Raw genomic sequence first — 18,661 nt, 5'->3', positions numbered from 1 at the left:
CCCCCGGACCGGAACCGAGGCCCGCATGCCCCCGACACCCGAAAGCCGCACCGACGACGAGGTCCTGGCGGCGACCGACGTCGCCGTGCTGCTGCGCTACGGCCTGACCCAGGACGCCTTCCGCACGGCCCTGTTCGGCGACGGGGCCATCGCCGCCGCCATCACCCTCGACCGGCTCGGCGTGCTGCCGCGCTCGCTGGCCTTCCTCGCCGAGGTCGTCCGGGCCGGCGGACTGGCCTACGCCGCCGGGCTGCCCGAGCCGGTGCCCGGCCCGGACGCGGCGGAGGTGCTGCGCGAGTGGCTGACCGGTGCCGCCGGGACCGCGTCCACCCCGGAGGCCGAGACCCGGGCCGCCCGCTGGCTGGACGCGGTCGCCGAGATCATCGGGATGCGCCGGTCCGTGCGCCGCTGACCTCGCCCAAAAAGACCGGGTTGGTGAACGCCGCCAGTGCCCCCGGTACCGGTCCCGCCGCCGTCTCGTGGCGGACCTCGGCGCGGACGTACGCCGCGTAGGAGGGCGTCGTACGCCATTCGACCGTGCCCGTGCCCGTCACCGGGAGCGGGTCGCTGGTGAACAGGGTGCCCTGGTCGGTGACGAGGCGCAGGGAACAGCGGGGCGCGCCGGAGACCTCCAGGCGGACGGTCACCGGGGTGTCGGCGGGGACCGCCAGCCGCTCCCCGATGCCCGCCCGCTGCCCCCGCCCGCCCGTCGCCGTGAAGGCCAGCGAGACGTTCCCCGACTCGGCGACGTACGAGCGGCCCGCGCGGATGCCCTCCTGGATCGCCTCGCGGGTCAGGTCGTCGGCGAGGACGACGGTCTGGGGGAGGCCGATCGAGTCGGGATCGCGGTGGGCGTCGCTGTTGCCCATCGCCGGGAGCCAGGGGCGGCCCTGGCGCACCGAGGCGACCAGCAGGTTGTCCCACTCGGCCAGGGTCGCCTCGTCGTCGGGCGTGTAGGGGCCGTTCCACACCTCCACGGCGTCCGCCTCGGCGAAGCCGAACTTCCAGCCGCAGCCGACGCAGGTGGCGTGCGGGTGGGCGGGCACGACGAGGCCGCCGGCCCGGCGGATGTCGCGGGCGAAGCGGGCCCAGCGGTTGTCGCGGGCCCGGTAGCGCCAGTCCACGAAGGTGCCGGGCTCGGTGCCGAGCGCCACCACGTGCCCGTTGCGGGTGGTGATCTCCTCGCCGAGCATGATCAGCAGGTCGTCGCCGGCCTCGTCCGCCCAGTGCGGGTGGGACGCGTGGGTGTTGTGGTCCGAGGAGTTGATGAAGTCCAGGCCCGCCGCCCGCGCGAGGGCCGCGATCTCGGCGGGGGTGCGGCGGCCGTCGGAGTACCAGGAGTGCAGGTGGCAGTCGCCCCGGTACCAGTCCCGGCCCCGGCCCCGCGCCCGGGCGGGCGGGTACACCGGACGGGGAGTCTCACCCGGCTCGCCGTAGGTCAGGGTGATCGTCAGCTCGTACGACAGTCCCTGTGGCGCCACCGTGTAGGGGCCCAGCGCGACGTACCAGGTGCCCTCGCGCACCGGGCCGGGCACGTAGCCCGGGGTGGCGTCGTCGGCGCGCACGAAGAACTCCGTGCGGGCGCCGCCCGACCAGCCCCGGAAGCCCGTGCCGCCCAACTCGGTGCCGTGCTGGTCGAAGAGGCCGATGTCGAGCGCGTTGCCCTGGGTGCCGGCCGGGACCGAGGGCCTGTCGTAGGTGTAGGAGACCCGCAACTCCCGTACTCCGGCCGGGATGTCGACCGGTACGTACACGAAGTCGGGCGCGCCGGGCGGCAGGGTGCCGCGCACCGTCCGGGTCTCCTGGCTCTGGCCGTCCGCCGCCGCGAAGCTCACGGTTCCCAAGGTAAGGGCCGCGGCGGCACCCGTCGCGAACAGCGCGCGCCTGGCGATTCCCCGTGCGTGATCGTGCGTGTCGTCACACATGGCCGTCATTGTGCGGGCCCGACGTGAACTCCCGTGGGCGAGAAGGAGACAGGGTTTCCGCCACGGCGCGACCACCCCCAGAGATCCCCAGACCTCCGTTCATCTCCGATCACTCCTGATCACCCGTACGTATCGTGGAGTCATGACGACTCCCGCGACCCCCGGACCCGGCCGCCCCACCGAGAACTCCATGCGTCGCGCCCTCAAACGCGCCCGTGACGGCGTCGCCCTCGACGTCTCCGAGGCCGCGGTGCTGCTCCAGGCCCGCGGCGAAGCCCTGACCGACCTCGCCGCCTCCGCCGCCCGCGTGCGCGACGCGGGACTCGAACAGGCGGGCCGTCCGGGCGTCATCACCTACTCGAAGAGCGTCTTCATCCCCCTGACCCGGCTGTGCCGGGACAAGTGCCACTACTGCACCTTCGTCACCGTCCCCGGCAAGCTCCGCCGCGCCGGCCACGGCATGTTCATGTCCCCGGACGAGGTGCTCGACATCGCCCGCAAGGGTGCCGCGCTCGGCTGCAAGGAAGCCCTGATCACCCTCGGTGACAAGCCCGAGGACCGCTGGCCCGAGGCCCGCGAGTGGCTCGACGCGCACGGGTACGACGACACGATCGCCTACGTCCGCGCCATCTCCGTCCGCATCCTGGAGGAGACCGGCCTGCTGCCCCACCTCAACCCGGGCGTCATGAGCTGGACCGACTTCCAGCGCCTGAAGCCGGTCGCGCCGAGCATGGGCATGATGCTGGAGACCACGGCCACCCGCCTGTGGTCCGAGCCCGGCGGCCCGCACCACGGCTCCCCGGACAAGGAACCGGCCGTACGCCTGCGGGTGCTGGAGGACGCGGGCCGCTCCTCGGTCCCCTTCACCTCCGGCCTGCTGATCGGCATCGGCGAGACCTACGAGGAGCGCGCCGAGTCCCTCTTCGCGCTGCGCAAGGTCTCCCGCGCCTACCACGGCATCCAGGAACTGATCATCCAGAACTTCCGCGCCAAGCCGGACACGGCGATGCGCGGCATGCCGGACGCCGAACTGGACGAACTGGTCGCCACCATCGCCGTCGCCCGGCACATCATGGGCCCCGCCGCCTGCCTCCAGGCCCCGCCGAACCTGGTGGACAGCGAGTACGAGCGGCTGATCGGCGCCGGCATCGACGACTGGGGCGGCGTCTCCCCGCTGACCATCGACCACGTCAACCCCGAACGCCCCTGGCCGCAGATCGAGGAACTGGCCGACCGCTCCCGCGCCGCCGGCTTCGAACTGCGCGAACGCCTCTGCGTCTACCCGGAGTTCGTCCGCCGCGGCGAACCCTGGCTGGACCCCCGCCTGCGCCCGCACGTCGCCGCGCTCGCCGACCCGGAGACCGGCCTGGCCCGCCCCGACGCCCGCCCCGAGGGCCTGCCCTGGCAGGAACCCGAGGACACCTTCACGCCCACCGGCCGTACGGACCTGCACCGCACCATCGACACGGAAGGTCGTACGACCGACCGCCGCGACGACTACGACGAGGTGTACGGCGACTGGGACGCCCTGCGCGAGGCGGCCGCCCCCGGCATGGTGCCGCAGCGCATCGACACCGACGTACGGGAGGCCCTGCGCACCGCCGCCGACGACCCGACGCGCCTGAGCGACGCCGAGGCCCTGGCCCTCCTGCACGCGGACGGCCCGGCACTGGACGCGCTGTGCCGGATCGCCGACGACGTACGGAAGTCGGTGGTCGGCGACGACGTCACGTACATCGTCACCCGCAACATCAACTTCACCAACGTCTGCTACACCGGCTGCCGCTTCTGCGCCTTCGCCCAGCGCCGCACCGACGCCGACGCCTACACCCTCTCCCTCACGCAGGTGGCCGACCGCGCCCAGCAGGCGTGGGACGTCGGCGCGGTCGAGGTGTGCATGCAGGGCGGCATCCACCCGGACCTGCCCGGCACGGCGTACTTCGACATCGCGAAGACCGTCAAGGAACGCGTCCCCGGCATGCACGTGCACGCCTTCTCCCCGATGGAGGTCGTGAACGGCGCCACCCGCACCGGCATGTCCGTCCGCGAGTGGCTGACGGCGGCGAAGGAAGCGGGCCTGGACACCATCCCCGGCACGGCCGCGGAGATCCTGGACGACGAGGTCCGCTGGATCCTCACCAAGGGCAAGCTGCCCACGGCCACCTGGATCGAGGTGGTGAAAACCGCCCACGAACTGGGCATCCGCTCCTCCTCCACGATGATGTACGGCCATGTCGACCAGCCCCGCCACTGGCTGGGCCACCTGCGCACCCTGGCCGGTATCCAGCGGGAGACCGGTGGCTTCACCGAGTTCGTCACCCTCCCCTTCATCCACACCAACGCGCCGGTCTACCTGGCCGGCATCGCCCGCCCCGGCCCGACCACCCGCGACAACCGCGCGGTCACGGCCATGGCCCGCCTCCTCCTCCACCCCTGGATCCCTAACATCCAGACAAGCTGGGTCAAACTCGGCACCGAGGGCGCGGCGGAAATGCTCCGCTCCGGCGCGAACGACCTCGGCGGCACGCTGATGGAAGAGACGATCTCCCGGATGGCGGGCTCGTCGTACGGCTCGTACAAGTCCGTCCGCGACCTGGTGGCCGTCGCGGAGGCGGCCGGCCGCCCGGCGAAACCGCGGACGACGCTCTACGGCGAGGTCTCCGAGGAGCGGCAGAGCGCGGCGGCGGCCTCCGACGGCCACCTCCCCGACCTGCTCCCCGTGCTGGACTGAAGACGGACTGAGTACGATGATCCGACCCCCGGTCCGAGTGGGGGACCCATAGCGGAGGAGATGCGTACCCGTGGCTGCCCGACTGCCCTCCTGGGCCTGGGTCTCCGGTCTGACGGTGGGGGCGACCGTGGCCGTCGTCGCCCTCGCCGTACAGGCGGACCACGGGCCGCACCCCACGGCCGCGAGCGTGAAACCGAGCACATCCGCGTCGGCGGGCACCCACGCCTCCGCCAAGCCGAAACCGCCGGCGGGCCCGCCCGCGCTACCGGCGGACTCGGGCGACGGCCGCCGGATCGTCTACTCGCTCGGCGCGAAGCGGGTGTGGCTGGTCGACGCGACCGGCAAGGAACTCCGGACGTTCGAGGTGTGGCCGGGCACGGTGAGCCCGGCCCCCGGCCGCTACTCGATCATCAAGCGCACCCAGTCCATCACGGGCTCGGACGGCGTCCCGATCGAACACATCATGTACGTCGCGATGGTCGACGGCGTGAACATAGCCTTCTCCAACGCCCTGGACGGCGCCTCGCCGCCCCCGGCACAGGGCAAGAAGCTGGGCGGCATCCGCATGCACAAGCAGGACGGCGCCGCCCTGTGGTCCTTCGGTGATCAGGGCACGAACGTGACGGTGGTCAAGTAGTAGGGGCGACCGAATTCCTGCTTCCCGGCAGGTGGTTGACGATCAACGCCACCGAGCTGAGCAGGAAGACGCGGGTGGCGGAATCCTCCCCGTTCCAGGCCTTCGCCTGCCACATCGCGAACCACTCACCGCCGATCGCGATGAATCCGGCCCCGAAGAGCACGAGCAGCATCAGCAGCCCATAGGTGGAAACGCGCCGCGCGAACGCGTCGTCCCGCCGCGCCGCCCACAGGTACGTGCCCCAGATCAACACCAGCGCGGCCACCGTCTCCCACGCAATGATCAGGACGTAGGCGGTGTCCTGAAGGGCGGTGCTGGTGATGGCCCGCCACATCAGATCGTGATCCTTGAAGGTGCTGTCCATCGCCAGCACATGCCGCACGAACTGCTGGTTCGTCCCGAAGTCCGTGATGTTGCCGAGTGCGACGAGGGTTATGTACAGCGCGAGTATCCCGGTGAGTACACCGGCGGCCAGTCTGTGACTGGAGTGGCGCGCGGGGTCGGTGGTGGTCATGGCTGGATTCTCCCTGGCCGAAGCCGGGTTGGCGCGTGCCCATTGCGCCAGAATGCGGCCCGGCCTCGGGGAGGGGCGGGTGCTATGCGCAGTGAGCGGCGAACTCCACGAACTCCGCCCACGGGGCCTCGCCGACGGTGAGACGGGCGCGGTCCTTGTCCTTGGAGTCGCGGACGTGGACGACGGCGGGGGTGACGGCGATTTCGACGCAGTCGGGCTCGGTGTTGCCGCTGTAGCTGCTCTTGAACCAGGTCAGGGCAGAGCCGGTCATGTCACCTCTCCAAGGACTTTCTCGATGAACGCCAGGGATTCCCGGGGGGATAGGGCCTGTGCCCGGATCATTCCATAACGCATCTCCAGCGTCAGGACTTCGCCTGGGTCGCTGAGCACCCGGCCGTGCAACTCGGAGGCCGTGTATCCGAGTGTCTTGCCGTCCCGCTGCTTCAGCACACGGAACGAGCCGTTCACCCCGGCGTGGTCCTCCCGGTCCGTCGGCATCACCTGGATCTCCACGTGCCTCAACCTGCCGACCTCCAGCAGGTGTTCGAGCTGCTTCCGCAGCACCGAGGCGCCGCCGACTGGGCGCCGCAGAGATGCCTCTTCCTGCACGAAGGTGAGCTGCACCCGGGGAGTGCGCTCGAAGACCGCCTTGCGCGCCATGCGGGCGGCGACGTGCTGCTCGATCTCCTCCTCCGAAAGCGCGGGCTTACGCATCTCGTACAGCGCCTGCGAGTAGCCGTGGGTCTGGAGCAGGCCATGGATGTGAAGGACGGTGTAGGCGCCCATCTCCAGGGACTCGTCCTCCAGCTTCTTCAAGTCCCGGACACTCTTCGGATACCGGGCCTTCTCCACGTCCTCCTGCATCGCGGAGACCTTCCCGCCCGCACCCACCACCTCGTCGGTCGCGTTCAGGAAGTCCGGCTTGGGAGCTCTCCGCCCCCGCTCCACCGCCGAGACCATCTCCCAGCTGTACCCGATCCGCGCGCCCAGCTCCCCCTGCTTCAGCCCGGCGGCCTCCCGCCACAGCTTGATCTGCCGCCCGGCCGCCTTGAGTACGGCCGCGGCCTCCTCGTCCTCCATGCTCACCCTCCGTGTGACCGTTGTCACGATCAGGTTAGGGAGGGCTCGGTACGGCAGGTGACGGGAATCAGAAGAATCACGCCGTACGGGGATCCATCCGGTAGACGATCTTCCCCTCGTGCTCGGCGAACCCGAGGGACCGGTAGAAGGCCCGCGCCCCCGGATTGTCGCGGTCGGTCATCCACTCCACCCGGCTGCATCCCGGCCGCGAGGCGGCGAGGGCACGGAGTTCCTCCATGAGACGGGCGCCGACGCCGGCTCGGCGGAGGCTGTCGCGGACGTACAGCTCCTTCAGGAACAGGGAGTGCGAGGAGCCCGCGGCCGGCCAGAGGAAGGAGTACGCGGCGAGCCCGGCGACGTTCCCGGCGTCGTCCTCCACGAGCAGGGCGGCGGCCAGCGGGGGAGAGCCGAAGAGGGCCTCCTCCACCTGGGAGAGGCGTTCCTCCAGCGGCTGGATGTCGGTGTCGGCCACCCCGTAGAACCGCTCGATCTCCCCGATCAGCTCGGCCAGCGCGGGCACGTCCCGCTTCTCCGCTGGACGGATCGTCACGGTCATCCGCGCCTCCTGTCGTTCCTCGGTCACTCCGTACCCTCCAACGCGTGATCACTTTCCGGCGGTACGGCCCCGGGCGTCCAGTCATGCCGGCGCAGGGAGCTCTGTACGTGCCGGATCAGGTACTCCAGGTCCGCGCAGTAGACGGACGGGTTCCGGTACCCGCCGTCGGCGCTGAAGCGGTGTGGAAGGTAGCCCCCGCCGCATACGGCCACGACAGGGCAGCCCTGGCATTTCTCGGCGAGCGCGGCCGTGCCGTACCGGCGGTGCAGCATCTTGGGATGCGACAGAGCCTCGTCGAAGGAGTGCCGGAAGACGTCGAGCCCGAGCCGGGATGCGCCCTCCTCGACCGACCGCAGGGTGTCCACGCCCTCGACCGAGCCGTCGGACTCGATCACGACGCTGGTCGGCGGGGCCAGCCCGAGTGTCTCCACGGACCCGCGCACACCGGAGCCGAGGGCCACGATGTCCTCCAGCATCCGGATGCTGTGCCGCCACCGGGGCCGGGCGAGCCAGGTGTCGTACACCCGGCTCATCCAGTACCCGTACTCGGGTGCGCGGGGGTCCGTCCGGTACGGCGGGTCGTCGTGGGTCGCGTGGGGCAGCCCGAAGTCGATCACGGGCGGCTCGAAGGCCGCCAGATGGTCGTGGACCTCGACCGGGTCGTTGGCCAGGTCCACGACGGCGAGGAGGCCGGCGAACAAGTGCGGGCGTGAACGGAGAAGTTCGATGCCACGCACCGTGGCGGCGGTGCTCGACCTGCCGCTGTGTGTTAGCCGGTGGCGGTCGTTCGCGCCCGGGGGTCCGTCGAGGCTGACGCCCACCGTCACGCCGTACTGCTCGAAGAGGTCCAGCCAGGCGGGAGCCAACAAGGTCGCGTTCGTCTGGAGTTCGAAGCGGATGTCGGTACGGCTCGGTATGCCGTCCCGCAGTGCGCGCAGCAGGGCGGCCAGATGCGGTGGCGAGCACGGCTGTCAGCCCCGCGGTGACGGTCCCCAGGATGACGAACGACAGCCACGGGTGAACCTGTAACCAGCGCAGCCAGGCCAGCCAACGCGACTGTGCCGACACGACGTTCGTCACGAGACCGGCCAGCGTCGTCGTGATTACGCCGATGACGGCGACCGCGGCGAGCGCCGCACCTCGCCTGATCCTCATGAGCCTCCCGAATCCCGGCGCACGTCGGAAGGCAAGAGGACCAGTCATCGCAGAGCTGCGTCAAGGCCAGTTCCACGCCAAGGGGGTGACCGGGTCCCGCGTCTCCACGACCCGGTGATGCGCGACGCCAAAGACCAAAGAACCGGGGAAAGAATTAAACCCACCCCCACCGCCCCCGTCGCTCACTCCCCGGAGTGAATATGCCCGGCGAAACTGGCGTGGCGGGGCATTTGTGGTGCAGCGTCAGCGATGACAACCCGCAGACATGCATCGGCCCTCGCCGGGACTGCCATCCCGATACGAGGGCCTGATCACCGAGGAAGAAGCGTCTTCCCGATGACTGACAAGCAGCGTAACGCGCCCTCGCGTCCCAGGTCCCGGCATTCGTCCGGCGTCACCCACGTGAACGAGCCTCATTACGACAACTTCACCGTCGTTGACGCGCGCCTGTACGGGCGGCGGGCAGCGAAGAACCGGGCCGCCCGCGCGGTGGCCGTGGCGACCGGCGAGGCCGCCGAGTGAGGAAGTTTCAGCCGCGGCCCGGGTTCGTGGTGCAGGCGTATCGCTTCGCTCTGGACCCGAACGCCACCCAGGAGCATGCTCTGCGCTCGCACTGCGGCGCGGCGCGTGCCGCCTACAACTGGGCCGTCGGCTGGGTGACCGCCTCCTGGTGGCAGCGCCGCGCGGAGGAGTCCTACGGCATCGGCGAGGCCGGGCTGACGAAGTGGCGGCCGTGGTCACTGCCCGCGCTGCGGAAGGCGTTCAACGAGGCCAAGCAAACCGATCCGAGGTTCGCCGCCTGGTGGGAAGAGAACTCCAAGGAGGCGTACTCCACCGGCCTGGCGAACGCGTCGGCCGCGTTCGACAACTACGCGAAGTCCAAGAACGGCAAGCGGCGCGGCAAGCGGATGGGTGTGCCGCAGTTCAAATCGAAGCGCAAGACGCGCCTGGCCTGCCGGTTCACCACCGGCGTGATCCGCGTGGACGCTGACGGCCGTCACGTCACCCTGCCCCGGCTGGGCACGATCCGCACCCACGAGCCCACGGTGAAGCTTCTCGCCCGCGCCCGGGCCGCAACGGCCCGGATCCTGTCCGCGAGCGTGCGGCACGAGCACGGACGCTGGTTCGTCTCGTTCCAGGCCGAGGTCAAGCGGGACCTCGAACGCGTGGCGCGGCCGCACGCGGCGGCCGGCATCGACTTGGGGGTGAAGACCCTCGCGGTCATGGCCGACAGCACCGGCGAGATCCGCACCATCGCCAATCCCGGGCACTACGACCGTGCACGCAAGCAGCTGCGCCGCGCCTGTCGCGTCGTCTCCCGACGCCAGGGCCCCGACCGGCGGACCGGGCAAAAGCCGTCGAAGCGGTGGGAGAAGGCCGACGCCGCCCGCAACAAGGTGCATCACCGGGTGGCCAGCCTCCGCGCGGACGCTCTGCACAAGCTCACCACCGCCGTGGCGGCCGAGTACGGCACGGTCGTGGTCGAAGACCTCAACGTCGCCGGGATGCTCCGTAACCGGCGTCTCGCGCGAAGGATCGCCGACGCCGGCTTCGGGGAGATCCGCCGCCAGCTCACCTGCAAGACCCGCCAGCGCCACGCCACCCGCACCATCGCGGCAGACCGCTGGTACCCCTCCTCGAAGACCTGTTCCGGGTGCGGCGTGGTGAAAGCCAAACTGCCGCTGCACGTGAGGACCTACCAGTGCGATGCCTGCGGCCTGGTCATCGACCGGGACGACAACGCCGCACTCAACCTCGCCGCGCTCGCGGCAGCCGCAACAACTGGTACCGGAGTGGCCGGAGACCAGGACACCCAAGCGGTGTCGAAGCCTCGTGGAGCCGACCAGAAGACCCGCACCACCCGCCCTCGCCGCAAGGCGGAGGCGGGGCGGGCAGGTGGCGCAACCCTGCCGCACCAGCGGCAGACGGAAGCGAGAGACCGTACTCAAGCCGAAGCCCTCACGCTCTGGTGACGAGACGGACCTTCCGGGCGGAAACGTCCGGATTGCTAAGACCTGACTACGGTCTCAGCAACGGAGCGTCTTCAATCGGGGCGCAAGTGAGGACCCGGGCGATCTCGTACAACAAGCCCCGCAGCGCGGTGCGAGCGGCGGCCGCGCCACTCGCCGAACCTGAGCACAAGCCGGCGGCTCCGCCCGAGCCCACGTCTGTGGCTGAGTCCGTGCCGCCTCCGGCACCGCACCGGCGTACCCCGGCGGCCGACCTCCTGGCCGGCCTGCGGGCCAGCGACCCACGGCTGCTGCTGACGGAACGGGACGTGCACCGCCTCGTCCCGGCCGTCACCGAATGGCTGGAGCGGGGCGTGTCGCCGACGGCGGTCACTCACGCACTGACGTCCGGCCTCCCGCAGGACCCGATCAAGCACCCTGCGGCCCTCCTCTCCCACCGCCTCGCCACCCAGCTCCCACCGGCCCTCCCGGTCCCACCGCCGCAGACCCCCACTCCCCGCCCGGCCCCCCTCCAGAACTGCGACGGCTGCGACCGCGCCTTCCGCTCCCCACAACCGGGCCGCTGCCGCGACTGCCGCTCGTCCGCTGAGGCGGCATGAGGATGGGAGCGGGACCGGCGACGAGCGCCGCGTCACCGTCGTACCGCCGGTTCCACCGGTACCGTACGAGGACCGCCCCATCCGCACCGGAAGGCCACCGTGAGCGCCCAGACCGACGGCCCGTACGGACCGCTCATCCCCATGCCCGAGCTGACCCCGGACGCGCTGCGGGCAGCGGTGACGCGTATCGCCCCGAGCCGGATTCCCGCACTCACCCAGCACCTCTTCGAAGCCACGACCAATGCCCAACAGACTCAGAGTCTTGCTCCGTTGCGCGCCTTCGTGCACTCGTGGGCCGTGTTCGTCGCCATCGAGCGGCACCCTCACCGGGCGGCCCGCCTGCGAGAGCTGGAAGTCATCGTGGACGCCGGGGAGCAGGACCCGACGCTCGCCATCACCGAGATCCAAGCGATCCGCGCGGCAGCCGAGGCGGAGGCCGGACTGTGACGGACTGGGCTTGGGACTACAACCCGAGCGCGGAGTACATCACGGGTGGCCTGCCACCCGGGGTGGTCGCGGAAGTCGAGCGCCTCGCGGCCGAACTGGCGGCGCTCGGTCGCGATGCCGTCAAGGTGGGGCGGCCTTTCGACCGAGGGTCCCGGTACGGCTGAGCCGGCTCCGCCACGCCGATTTAAGCCCCCACTCCCGCTGAAGTTCGCCCGCTAGAGGCGGCTACCGGACCCGAGGGCTTCGCCCACCGGTGCCGGATGCCGCGAACGCACCTGCGCGTCGGCTTCGGGGATGAACGACAGGATCGTGTCCACGTCGGTCTGGGTCGATGGGACGCACCGCAGGAGAATGAGGGTGTTGCCTTCGCGGACGACCATCGCGTCGTCGTACCGGATGTCCTTGGGGCGGTCGCTGTAGAACACGCTGGCCCGTATCCGGATGCTGTCATCACCGAGGTGGGGCCCGGGGGCGGCGGTGAACCGACTCGTGGAGTCGGGCACTTCGAGCGTCGGTATGCCAGGCGTGACGACCTTCGCGCACTCGACCGCCAGCCGGCGTATGCGGTGCATCGCTTGGGCGGCGCCGTTTCCGGAGAACGAGTACAAGGTCTCGCCGCCGGCCAAGACACCGCCCCCGGAGCTGTGTCCTCCGCTGAACGAGGCCGTCGCGGTCGCCACCGCGGCCTTGGCCGCCGTGTCCGCCATGTCTCCGCCGTCCATGACACCACAGTCGGGCATGCCCTTCGCGGGACTGCCCGCCCCCGGATCCGCCGGATCGGCCTCGGAAGTCCAGCCTCTCGGCAGGACGGCGGGCAGCAGATGCGTGCGCAGCTCTGCCGCGGACATCGGCCGGAGGGGTTTGGCCTGGTGCGCGCGGACGGGTTGGGCGTTGCTCGTGCAGGCCACGGCCGACGCCATGACCAGGACACCGGTCAGGAACCGGGCCACGGTGGCGGTTGATACCACGTCTTCCCCCCAGCAAGATCAAGGTGCCGCAGTCTAGCCAGAGCGGACGGTGCCGAAGCGGTCGTCGGCGGACGTGAACGACCCGTGAGGGTCGCCCTGGCGCGCCGAGCCGGGTCTTCGCGGTCGATTAGAGTGCGGACCGTCGTACGGGCGGGCGGTGCCTGAGGAGGGTCTGGGTGGCTACGACGACCGGTGCCGTCTGGGGCCGTGCCGAGCAGCAGGACTTTCGCAGCAGGGTGCGCGGCACCCTGCTGGGGGCAGCCGTGGGCGACGCTCTCGGCGGGCCCGCCGACGCGCTCACGCTGGAACAGATCCGCGCGGCCCACGGGCCCGAGGGGCTGCTCGACCTCGCCGCCGGGCACGGGCGGCGCGGCACCATCACCCACCACACCCAGCTGACCCTGTTCAGCGTGGACGGGCTGATCCGCGCCCAGGTGCGCCGCGACACCGGCGCGTGGCATCCGCCGACCGATCTGCACCGGGCGTATCTGCGGTGGGCCGCCACCCAGCGGGACTGGGGGCCGGACGAGCGCCGCGAGGAGGACGGCTGGCTGGCCCGCGAGGAGTGGCTGTACGCGCGCCGGGGGCCCACGCGGCCGCTGCTCATCGGGTTCGGCGACGAGACCATGGGCACGCTGGAGAAGCCCAAGAACCCGGCCGAGCGGGGGCCGGAGGCGGTCGCGCGTTCGGCGCCCTTCGGGCTGCTGGTCGGCTGGGAGCCCCAACTCGTCGTACAGCTCGCGGTGGAATGCGCGGCGCAGACCCACGGCCACCCCGTCGGCTGTCTGTCGGCGGGCGCGTACGCCGTGATCGTGCACGGACTGGCCCGCGGGGAGAGTCTGGACGGCGCCGTGCAGCATGCTCTCGCCCTGCTCTCCGTGCGCCCCGGCCACCAGCCGGTCTCCGACGCCCTCCAGCATGCGCTCGGCGCGGTACGCCAGGGCATGCCGAGCCCCGCGCGGGTGGAGGAACTGACCGGCGACGGCGCGGCCGACGGCCTGCTCGCGGCCGCGGTCTACTGCGCCCTGGTCGGCGAGGACGTACGGCACGGCCTGTGCCTCGCCGTCAACCAGAGCGGCCCCTCCGCCGCCGCGGGCGCCCTCACCGGCGCTCTCCTCGGCGCCCTCCACGGCGAAACGGCCCTCCCCCCGGCCTGGCTCGCCGAACTGGAAGGCCGCCCCACGATCCTCGAACTGGCCGACGACTTCGCCATGGAGATGACCCAGGGCCCGGCCCTGCACGGCCCGGCGGGCTCGGCACCGGGGTGGCTGGCGCGGTACCCGAGATAACCGCCCGCGGCAGGCCCCCGGATAACCGCCCGCGACAGGCCCTCCGGCCCCTCACGTCAGGACGCCGGGCCGGGCCGTCACGCGATGATGGAGCGGAAGAAGTAGGTGGCAGAGCCGAAGGCGGCGGCCCCGACGAGGACCGCGGCCGCCGGGCCGCCGCCCTTCCACGCGGTGAGGATCCCCGCCCCGACGCCCGCGAGTCCGGCCAGGGTGAAGATCAGGGCGGACCGCTCGCTCAGCAGCGGCTCACGATCGTTGTGCACGTACGGCTCTCCTCCGTGACGCCCGACGGCACGTCACCGACGGGCGGCACACCACGGTAGCTCGCTGCTCTCCATGAGAGCAAGTATGAGGCATGAGAATCACGGTCGGCGCAGCGTCTGCAGGAGCTTCCCCGTCTCCGTGACCGTCCAGAAGCTCCACCCGTTGCGGTTGGGCTTCACATGCGGGTTCACGGCCTGGAGCACGGCACTGGCGGCCCCGCTGGGGGTGCGGTAGTGCCCCGCCGCCGGACCGCCGGTGATGGTGAGGGCGCCGGAGGCGGGGTCGTAGGCGCCCTCGATCCGTTCGCCGCCGTAGAGCGCGTGGACCGCCACGTCCCCCTCGCCCCCCGAACCGGCCCGTACCGCCGGGGCCGGCTGCTGGAAGTGCTCGATCAGTCTGCGCACCGCCTCGCCGGGCGGTACCTCCCAGGCGCGGGCGAGCAGCATGATCTGGGCGAACGTGGCATCGTCCACGGAGACGTCTTTGCTCATTACCTCAGCATAGCCCTCTCTGTGAGGAAAACTGAGAAAAATGAGCGCGGGTGCGCGGAGGTCGGATCAGTTGCCCTGCTTCAGGGCATCGGGACACGGCGTCCCCCGGGGGAGCTGGTACGGCGCCGCCAGGCGGTACGTGCCGGCGCGGGGAGCGAGCAGCATCGTCCACTTGTCGCCGTTCGCGTCCTGCGGGGTCTCCATGAGGCAGCCGTTGAGGTTGCGGTACGTCTTCTCCGTGCCCGGCGCCGAGGGGACCTCCTGCGGGGCCTTCAGGCTCTTGCCGTGGGCGTCGACCACGCTGAGCCAGGGGGAGTAGGGGATCCGGATCAGGATGCGGCCGGGCTTGCGCACGTCCAGGGTCATCTCGCCCTGCTCGGCCCGGTCCACCACCGCGTTCGGCTCGGCCAGCGGGGTCGCGTCGGTCACCTGGAACAGCTGCCAGTTGGCGTCGCCCCAGACCTGCGTCAGGTACGGCATCCCGCGCTGAAGCAGCTCGCGTTCGCGTTCGCCGCCGTCCCCGTCCGGGTTGTCCTTCGGCAGTACCACGAAGTGCACGGCCCACCGCTGGAGCCACTCGTGGTAGTTCGCCGAGTTGAGCGTGTCGTCGTAGAAGAGCGGGTTGCGCTCCATGTCGGCCTGCCGGTTCCAGCCGCGCGCCAGGTTGACGTACGGCGCGAGCGCGGAGGCCTCGCGGTGCGAACGCGCCGGTACCACCTCGACGCGCCCCCGCTCCGCGCCGACCTTCTGCAACTGGTTGACCAGCGGCGCCAGCTCGTGCGCCCAGGACGCGGTCGGGGTCGTGTGCATGATGTCGTCCACCGACTTGTAGCCGATCCACCCGACGAACCCCAGGAACGCCACCACGATCGTGTACCACTTCCGCGACTTCGGCACCGTGAACGGCAGCGCCGCGATCAGCGTCGCCCCCGCGATCAGCATCGGCAGCCGCGAGATGTTCGAACCGATCTGCGAGCTGACCAACCACACCGCCACGACCATGAGGCTGTAGACGGCGGCCGTCAGCCGGACCGTGATCCACTCCTTCGGCACCAGGAACAGGCACAGCAGGCCGTAGGCCAGCGGCAGGCTCACCGAGCCGATCGTCATCGGCTGGGTGCCGGAGAAGGGGAAGAGGAAGTACGACGCGGCCACCACCGCCGCCGGGGCCAGCCCGAGCGCCCACGCCCCCGGCCGTCGCTTCTGGAGGAACAGCGCGACCGCGACCAGGCCGACGAACAGCCCGGAGACCGGCGAGGCCATGGTGGACAGACCGGCCAGCGGTGCCGCCACCGCCGCCTTCGCCCAGCGTCTGCGCCGCCACCGGTACGGCCAGCAGAACACCGCCGCCACCGCGCCGAGCGCGATCATCGTGCCGAGCCCGAAGGTCACCCGGCCCGACAGCGCGTTGCACAGCAGCGCGAAGACCCCGGCGAGCGAGGCCCACAGGGGGTTCTTCACGGCCCGGCTGCGGATCAGGATCAGGGTCAGCAGGCCCGCCGACACCGTCCCGGAGATCATCATCGTCGTACGGACGCCGAGCACCGCCATCAGATACGGCGACACCACGCTGTACGACACCGGGTGCATGCCCCCGTACCAGGCGAGGTTGTACGCCGAGTCCGGGTGCCGGCCGACGAACTCCGCCCACGCGTCCTGCGCCGCGAGGTCGCCGCCGCTGTTCGCGAACGTGAAGAACCAGATGATGTGCAGCACGCCCGCGAGCGCGGTCACCCACAGGACGGGGTGGCGCAGCATGCGGACGCGGAGGGGTTCGAGGGGGGCGAGGAAGCGCGCGAACCGGCCGCCGGGTGCGCCGCCACCCGTACGGCCGCTCGTACGGCCCTTCGCGCCGGTGTCCGCGTCAGGCGTGGACAGGCGTATTCGTGGGCCGCTTCCCGGGCCCGGTTCGGCGTCGTCGGCGCGTGTCGGCTCCGCAGTGGCCACCTGAAGGCACTCCCCGTGTCCCGTCTTCTGTTCTCGTCCAGTTCGTGGCCGTGTCCCGGGAACCGGCGACCTGCCCGATTCGTGACGCTAGCACGCACCCCGCCACGGGGCTCCCGGGTGGGGTGCCGTGACGGGGTGCGCGGGGGCGTGTGTTCAGCCGATGCGGGTGAGCTTCGCGCCGAAGCCGGGCGCGGCCAGGTCCTGCTGGAGGGCCACCGGGACCTTCACGCCGGCCGTGGTGCCGTCGCCCACCGTGAGCGTGCCGACCTCGGTGCCGGCCTTCGCCGTGTGCGGGACGGTGTCGGAGGCGAAGGACAGTTCGACCTTCAGGCCCGACCAGCCGACCGCGGTGACGTCCCGCGTGACCACGATCGGGGTCCGCCCGCCGAGCTGGTCGTCCACGTAGCCGACCACGTCACCCTTCTTGAGGATCTTCGCCGAGGTCAGCGCGTGCTCGGCGCCGAGCAGCGCGGTCTTGCTGACCTCGTTGACCGTCTCCAGGATCGACGGCTTGTGCTGGCCGAGGATCGCGCCGACGACGGTCACCGTCTGGCCGCCGACCTTCTTGCGGGCGGCGAACAGGAGGTTGCCGCCGGCCGCGGTGGTGGTGCCGGTCTTGATGCCGATCGCGCCGATCCAGTAGGGGAGCGAGTTGTAGTTCGGCCAGTTGTGGCCGGTGGGGTCGGTCCAGCTCGCGGCGCTGGTGATGGCGACCAGGGCGGGGATCTTGACCACCGCGCGGCCGAGGCGCACCTGGTCCTGGGCGGTGGAGACGGTGGTCTCCTTCAGGCCCGAGGGGTCGGTGTACGTCGTACCGGTCATCCCCAGCTCCTTGGCGGTGGCGTTCATCTTCTTCACGAACGCCGCCTCCGAGCCCCCGTCCCAGCGGGCCAGCAGCCGGGCGATGTTGTTGGCGGAGGGGATCATGACGGCCGACAGCGCCTGCTTCTCGGTGAGGAAGTCGCCGGCGTGGACGGTGTTGAGGGTGGACTCGTCGCTCTTGTCGTAGCCGCCCTCCTTCTCCGCCAGGGCGTCCACCTTGATCTTCGGGCCCTCCTGACCCGGCTTCAGCGGGTGGTCGCGCAGGATGATGTACGCGGTCATCGTCTTGGCGACCGAGCCGATGGCGACGGGGGTCTGCTTGCCGAAGCTCCCCATCGTGCCGATGCCGTCGCCGTCCATCCAGCCCTGGCCCTCGGTCGGCCACGGCAGGTTCACCTGGCCGCCGTCGAAGGTGTAGGTGTCCTTCGCGGTGAGCGCGAGCGTGGGGGCCGGGATGGGGCGCAGCGTCTGCACGACCGCGAAGACGATCGCCAGCAGGATGACCAGGGGGGTCCAGATCTTGACCCGCCGCAGGAGGGTGCGGGCCGGGGTCGCCGGGGGCGGGGGTGTGTTCGTCAGCTCCGCGAGGAGGTCGAGCGGGGGCTTGGGCGGCAGGGGCTGCTGCGTGGTGCGCTCGGGGCCGAGCCGGGGGACGACGGCGGTCTCGTCGGCCGGCCGGGCCTTCGGCTGCTGCGCCACGTCGTTCTTGAGCGCGACGAACTTGCTGGTGCGCTCGGGGTCGGACTCGGCCGGCTTCGGCTTGCCGACCTTCAGCATGGTGGTGGGCTGGTCGACCTGGGGGGTCTTGGGGCGTACGGCCTTGAAGACGGTGGTCGGCTGATCGACCCCGGCGTCCGCGTTCGCGCCCGCGCCCTTCGCCGGGTTCTCCTGCTCGGCGTCGGCTTCCTTGCCGGCGTCCGCCTTGGGGTCTTCGCCTGCCGCCTCGGCGTCCGCCTCGTCCGCCGGGGTCTCGGCCTTCGTGTCGGCGTCGGCGTCCTCGTTCGGGCCTTCAGCCGCGTCGGGGGCTGCCTCAGCGCCCGCTGAGGCAGCGGGGCGGGTCTCGGCTTCCGTGTCCGCGTTCGGGCCGTCTGCCGGGGTCTCGGCGCCCGTGTCGGGCTTGCCGTCCGCGTCGGTGGCCGTCTCGGTGTCTGTGGAGGACGCGGGGCGGGTGTCGGCCTCGGCGTCCGCGGTTGGGCCGTCTGCCGGGGTCTCGGCGCCCGTGTCGGGCTCGCCGTCCGCGTCGGTGGCCGTCTCGGTGTCTGTGGA

20 protein-coding genes are annotated in these 18,661 nt (G+C 71.3%); 9 read left to right on the top strand and 11 right to left on the bottom strand.

The window, feature by feature from the left end; genetic code table 11:
- Positions 1–25 precede the first annotated feature (25 nt).
- Positions 26–412 carry a hypothetical protein gene (locus tag AB0927_RS11405; RefSeq protein WP_366667319.1) on the top strand — a complete coding sequence of 129 codons (387 nt, stop codon included), beginning with the start codon at positions 26–28 and terminating at the stop codon, positions 410–412.
- Here AB0927_RS11405 and AB0927_RS11400 read toward each other — a convergent pair.
- Entirely contained in the window at positions 381–1,925 is a 1,545-nt protein-coding gene (locus tag AB0927_RS11400) for a CehA/McbA family metallohydrolase (RefSeq protein ID WP_366667318.1), read from the bottom strand. The genes AB0927_RS11405 and AB0927_RS11400 overlap by 32 nt on opposite strands.
- A gap of 142 nt (positions 1,926–2,067) precedes the next feature.
- Here AB0927_RS11400 and AB0927_RS11395 point away from each other — a divergent pair, with 142 nt between their 5' ends.
- Both AB0927_RS11395 and AB0927_RS11390 read left to right on the top strand, forming a co-directional pair.
- Positions 2,068–4,656 (top strand): bifunctional FO biosynthesis protein CofGH, encoded by a 2,589-nt coding sequence (locus AB0927_RS11395; RefSeq protein ID WP_366667317.1) that lies wholly within the window; start codon positions 2,068–2,070, stop codon positions 4,654–4,656.
- Positions 4,657–4,726: 70 nt separating this feature from the next.
- Positions 4,727–5,293, top strand: coding sequence for a hypothetical protein (locus tag AB0927_RS11390; protein ID WP_366667316.1), 567 nt, complete (start codon positions 4,727–4,729; stop codon positions 5,291–5,293).
- Here AB0927_RS11390 and AB0927_RS11385 read toward each other — a convergent pair.
- The 5 genes from AB0927_RS11385 to AB0927_RS11365 form a co-directional block, all read right to left on the bottom strand.
- Entirely contained in the window at positions 5,286–5,807 is a 522-nt protein-coding gene (locus AB0927_RS11385) for a DUF2165 domain-containing protein (protein ID WP_366667315.1), read from the bottom strand. The two genes, AB0927_RS11390 and AB0927_RS11385, sit on opposite strands and share 8 nt — an antisense overlap.
- 82 nt (positions 5,808–5,889) lie before the next feature.
- The gene (locus tag AB0927_RS11380) at positions 5,890–6,078 is read right to left on the bottom strand and encodes a DUF397 domain-containing protein (RefSeq protein ID WP_366667314.1); all 189 of its coding nucleotides are present in this window, start codon (positions 6,076–6,078) and stop codon (positions 5,890–5,892) included.
- Positions 6,075–6,887 carry a helix-turn-helix transcriptional regulator gene (locus AB0927_RS11375; protein WP_366667313.1) on the bottom strand — a complete coding sequence of 271 codons (813 nt, stop codon included), beginning with the start codon at positions 6,885–6,887 and terminating at the stop codon, positions 6,075–6,077. Before AB0927_RS11375 ends, AB0927_RS11380 begins: the two co-directional genes overlap by 4 nt.
- Before the next feature lie 76 nt (positions 6,888–6,963).
- Entirely contained in the window at positions 6,964–7,443 is a 480-nt protein-coding gene (gene haaN, locus AB0927_RS11370) for a cyclophane-containing RiPP N-acetyltransferase HaaN (RefSeq protein ID WP_366667312.1), read from the bottom strand.
- A gap of 23 nt (positions 7,444–7,466) precedes the next feature.
- Positions 7,467–8,312 carry an FxsB family radical SAM/SPASM domain protein gene (locus AB0927_RS11365; RefSeq protein ID WP_366667311.1) on the bottom strand — a complete coding sequence of 282 codons (846 nt, stop codon included), beginning with the start codon at positions 8,310–8,312 and terminating at the stop codon, positions 7,467–7,469.
- A 622-nt stretch (positions 8,313–8,934) separates the two neighbouring features.
- On the opposite strand from AB0927_RS11365, the gene AB0927_RS11360 reads away from it, so the two are divergent.
- The 5 genes from AB0927_RS11360 to AB0927_RS11340 all read left to right on the top strand — a co-directional run bounded on the left by AB0927_RS11360 (position 8,935) and on the right by AB0927_RS11340 (position 11,778).
- A complete protein-coding gene (locus AB0927_RS11360; RefSeq protein WP_366667310.1) occupies positions 8,935–9,120 on the top strand; it encodes a hypothetical protein in 186 nt (61 codons plus the stop codon).
- Positions 9,117–10,571 (top strand): IS607 family element RNA-guided endonuclease TnpB, encoded by a 1,455-nt coding sequence (tnpB, locus tag AB0927_RS11355; protein ID WP_366667309.1) that lies wholly within the window; start codon positions 9,117–9,119, stop codon positions 10,569–10,571. The genes AB0927_RS11360 and tnpB overlap by 4 nt, the downstream gene beginning before the upstream one ends.
- Before the next feature lie 197 nt (positions 10,572–10,768).
- Complete coding sequence (locus AB0927_RS11350) at positions 10,769–11,167, top strand: hypothetical protein (RefSeq protein ID WP_366667308.1); 399 nt, start codon at positions 10,769–10,771, stop codon at positions 11,165–11,167.
- Between the two features lie 99 nt (positions 11,168–11,266).
- On the top strand, positions 11,267–11,614 hold the full coding sequence (locus AB0927_RS11345; RefSeq protein WP_366667307.1) for a DUF6247 family protein: 348 nt from the start codon (positions 11,267–11,269) through the stop codon (positions 11,612–11,614).
- Positions 11,611–11,778 (top strand): hypothetical protein, encoded by a 168-nt coding sequence (locus AB0927_RS11340; RefSeq protein ID WP_366667306.1) that lies wholly within the window; start codon positions 11,611–11,613, stop codon positions 11,776–11,778. The genes AB0927_RS11345 and AB0927_RS11340 overlap by 4 nt, the downstream gene beginning before the upstream one ends.
- 51 nt (positions 11,779–11,829) lie before the next feature.
- Here AB0927_RS11340 and AB0927_RS11335 read toward each other — a convergent pair whose 3' ends face one another.
- Positions 11,830–12,564, bottom strand: a complete 735-nt coding sequence (locus AB0927_RS11335) for a hypothetical protein (protein WP_366667305.1) — start codon at positions 12,562–12,564, stop codon at positions 11,830–11,832.
- Positions 12,565–12,758: 194 nt separating this feature from the next.
- On the opposite strand from AB0927_RS11335, the gene AB0927_RS11330 reads away from it, so the two are divergent.
- Complete coding sequence (locus AB0927_RS11330) at positions 12,759–13,871, top strand: ADP-ribosylglycohydrolase family protein (RefSeq protein WP_366667304.1); 1,113 nt, start codon at positions 12,759–12,761, stop codon at positions 13,869–13,871.
- Positions 13,872–13,948: 77 nt separating this feature from the next.
- On the opposite strand, the gene AB0927_RS11325 is transcribed toward AB0927_RS11330, so the two are convergent.
- The 4 genes from AB0927_RS11325 to AB0927_RS11310 all read right to left on the bottom strand — a co-directional run.
- On the bottom strand, positions 13,949–14,134 hold the full coding sequence (locus AB0927_RS11325; RefSeq protein WP_366667303.1) for a hypothetical protein: 186 nt from the start codon (positions 14,132–14,134) through the stop codon (positions 13,949–13,951).
- Between the two features lie 99 nt (positions 14,135–14,233).
- Positions 14,234–14,626, bottom strand: coding sequence for a hypothetical protein (locus AB0927_RS11320; RefSeq protein ID WP_366667302.1), 393 nt, complete (start codon positions 14,624–14,626; stop codon positions 14,234–14,236).
- A 66-nt stretch (positions 14,627–14,692) separates the two neighbouring features.
- Positions 14,693–16,573, bottom strand: coding sequence for an MFS transporter (locus AB0927_RS11315; protein ID WP_366667301.1), 1,881 nt, complete (start codon positions 16,571–16,573; stop codon positions 14,693–14,695).
- Positions 16,574–16,726: 153 nt separating this feature from the next.
- Positions 16,727–18,661: D-alanyl-D-alanine carboxypeptidase (locus AB0927_RS11310; RefSeq protein WP_366667300.1), on the bottom strand; the 1,935-nt coding region annotated here is incomplete at its 5' end.

Source organism: Streptomyces sp. NPDC048106, assembly GCF_040706415.1.
Taxonomy (GTDB): domain Bacteria; phylum Actinomycetota; class Actinomycetes; order Streptomycetales; family Streptomycetaceae; genus Streptomyces.
The sequence above is the reverse complement of the archived record's forward strand: the minus strand, read 5'-3'. Positions and strand labels throughout refer to the sequence as shown.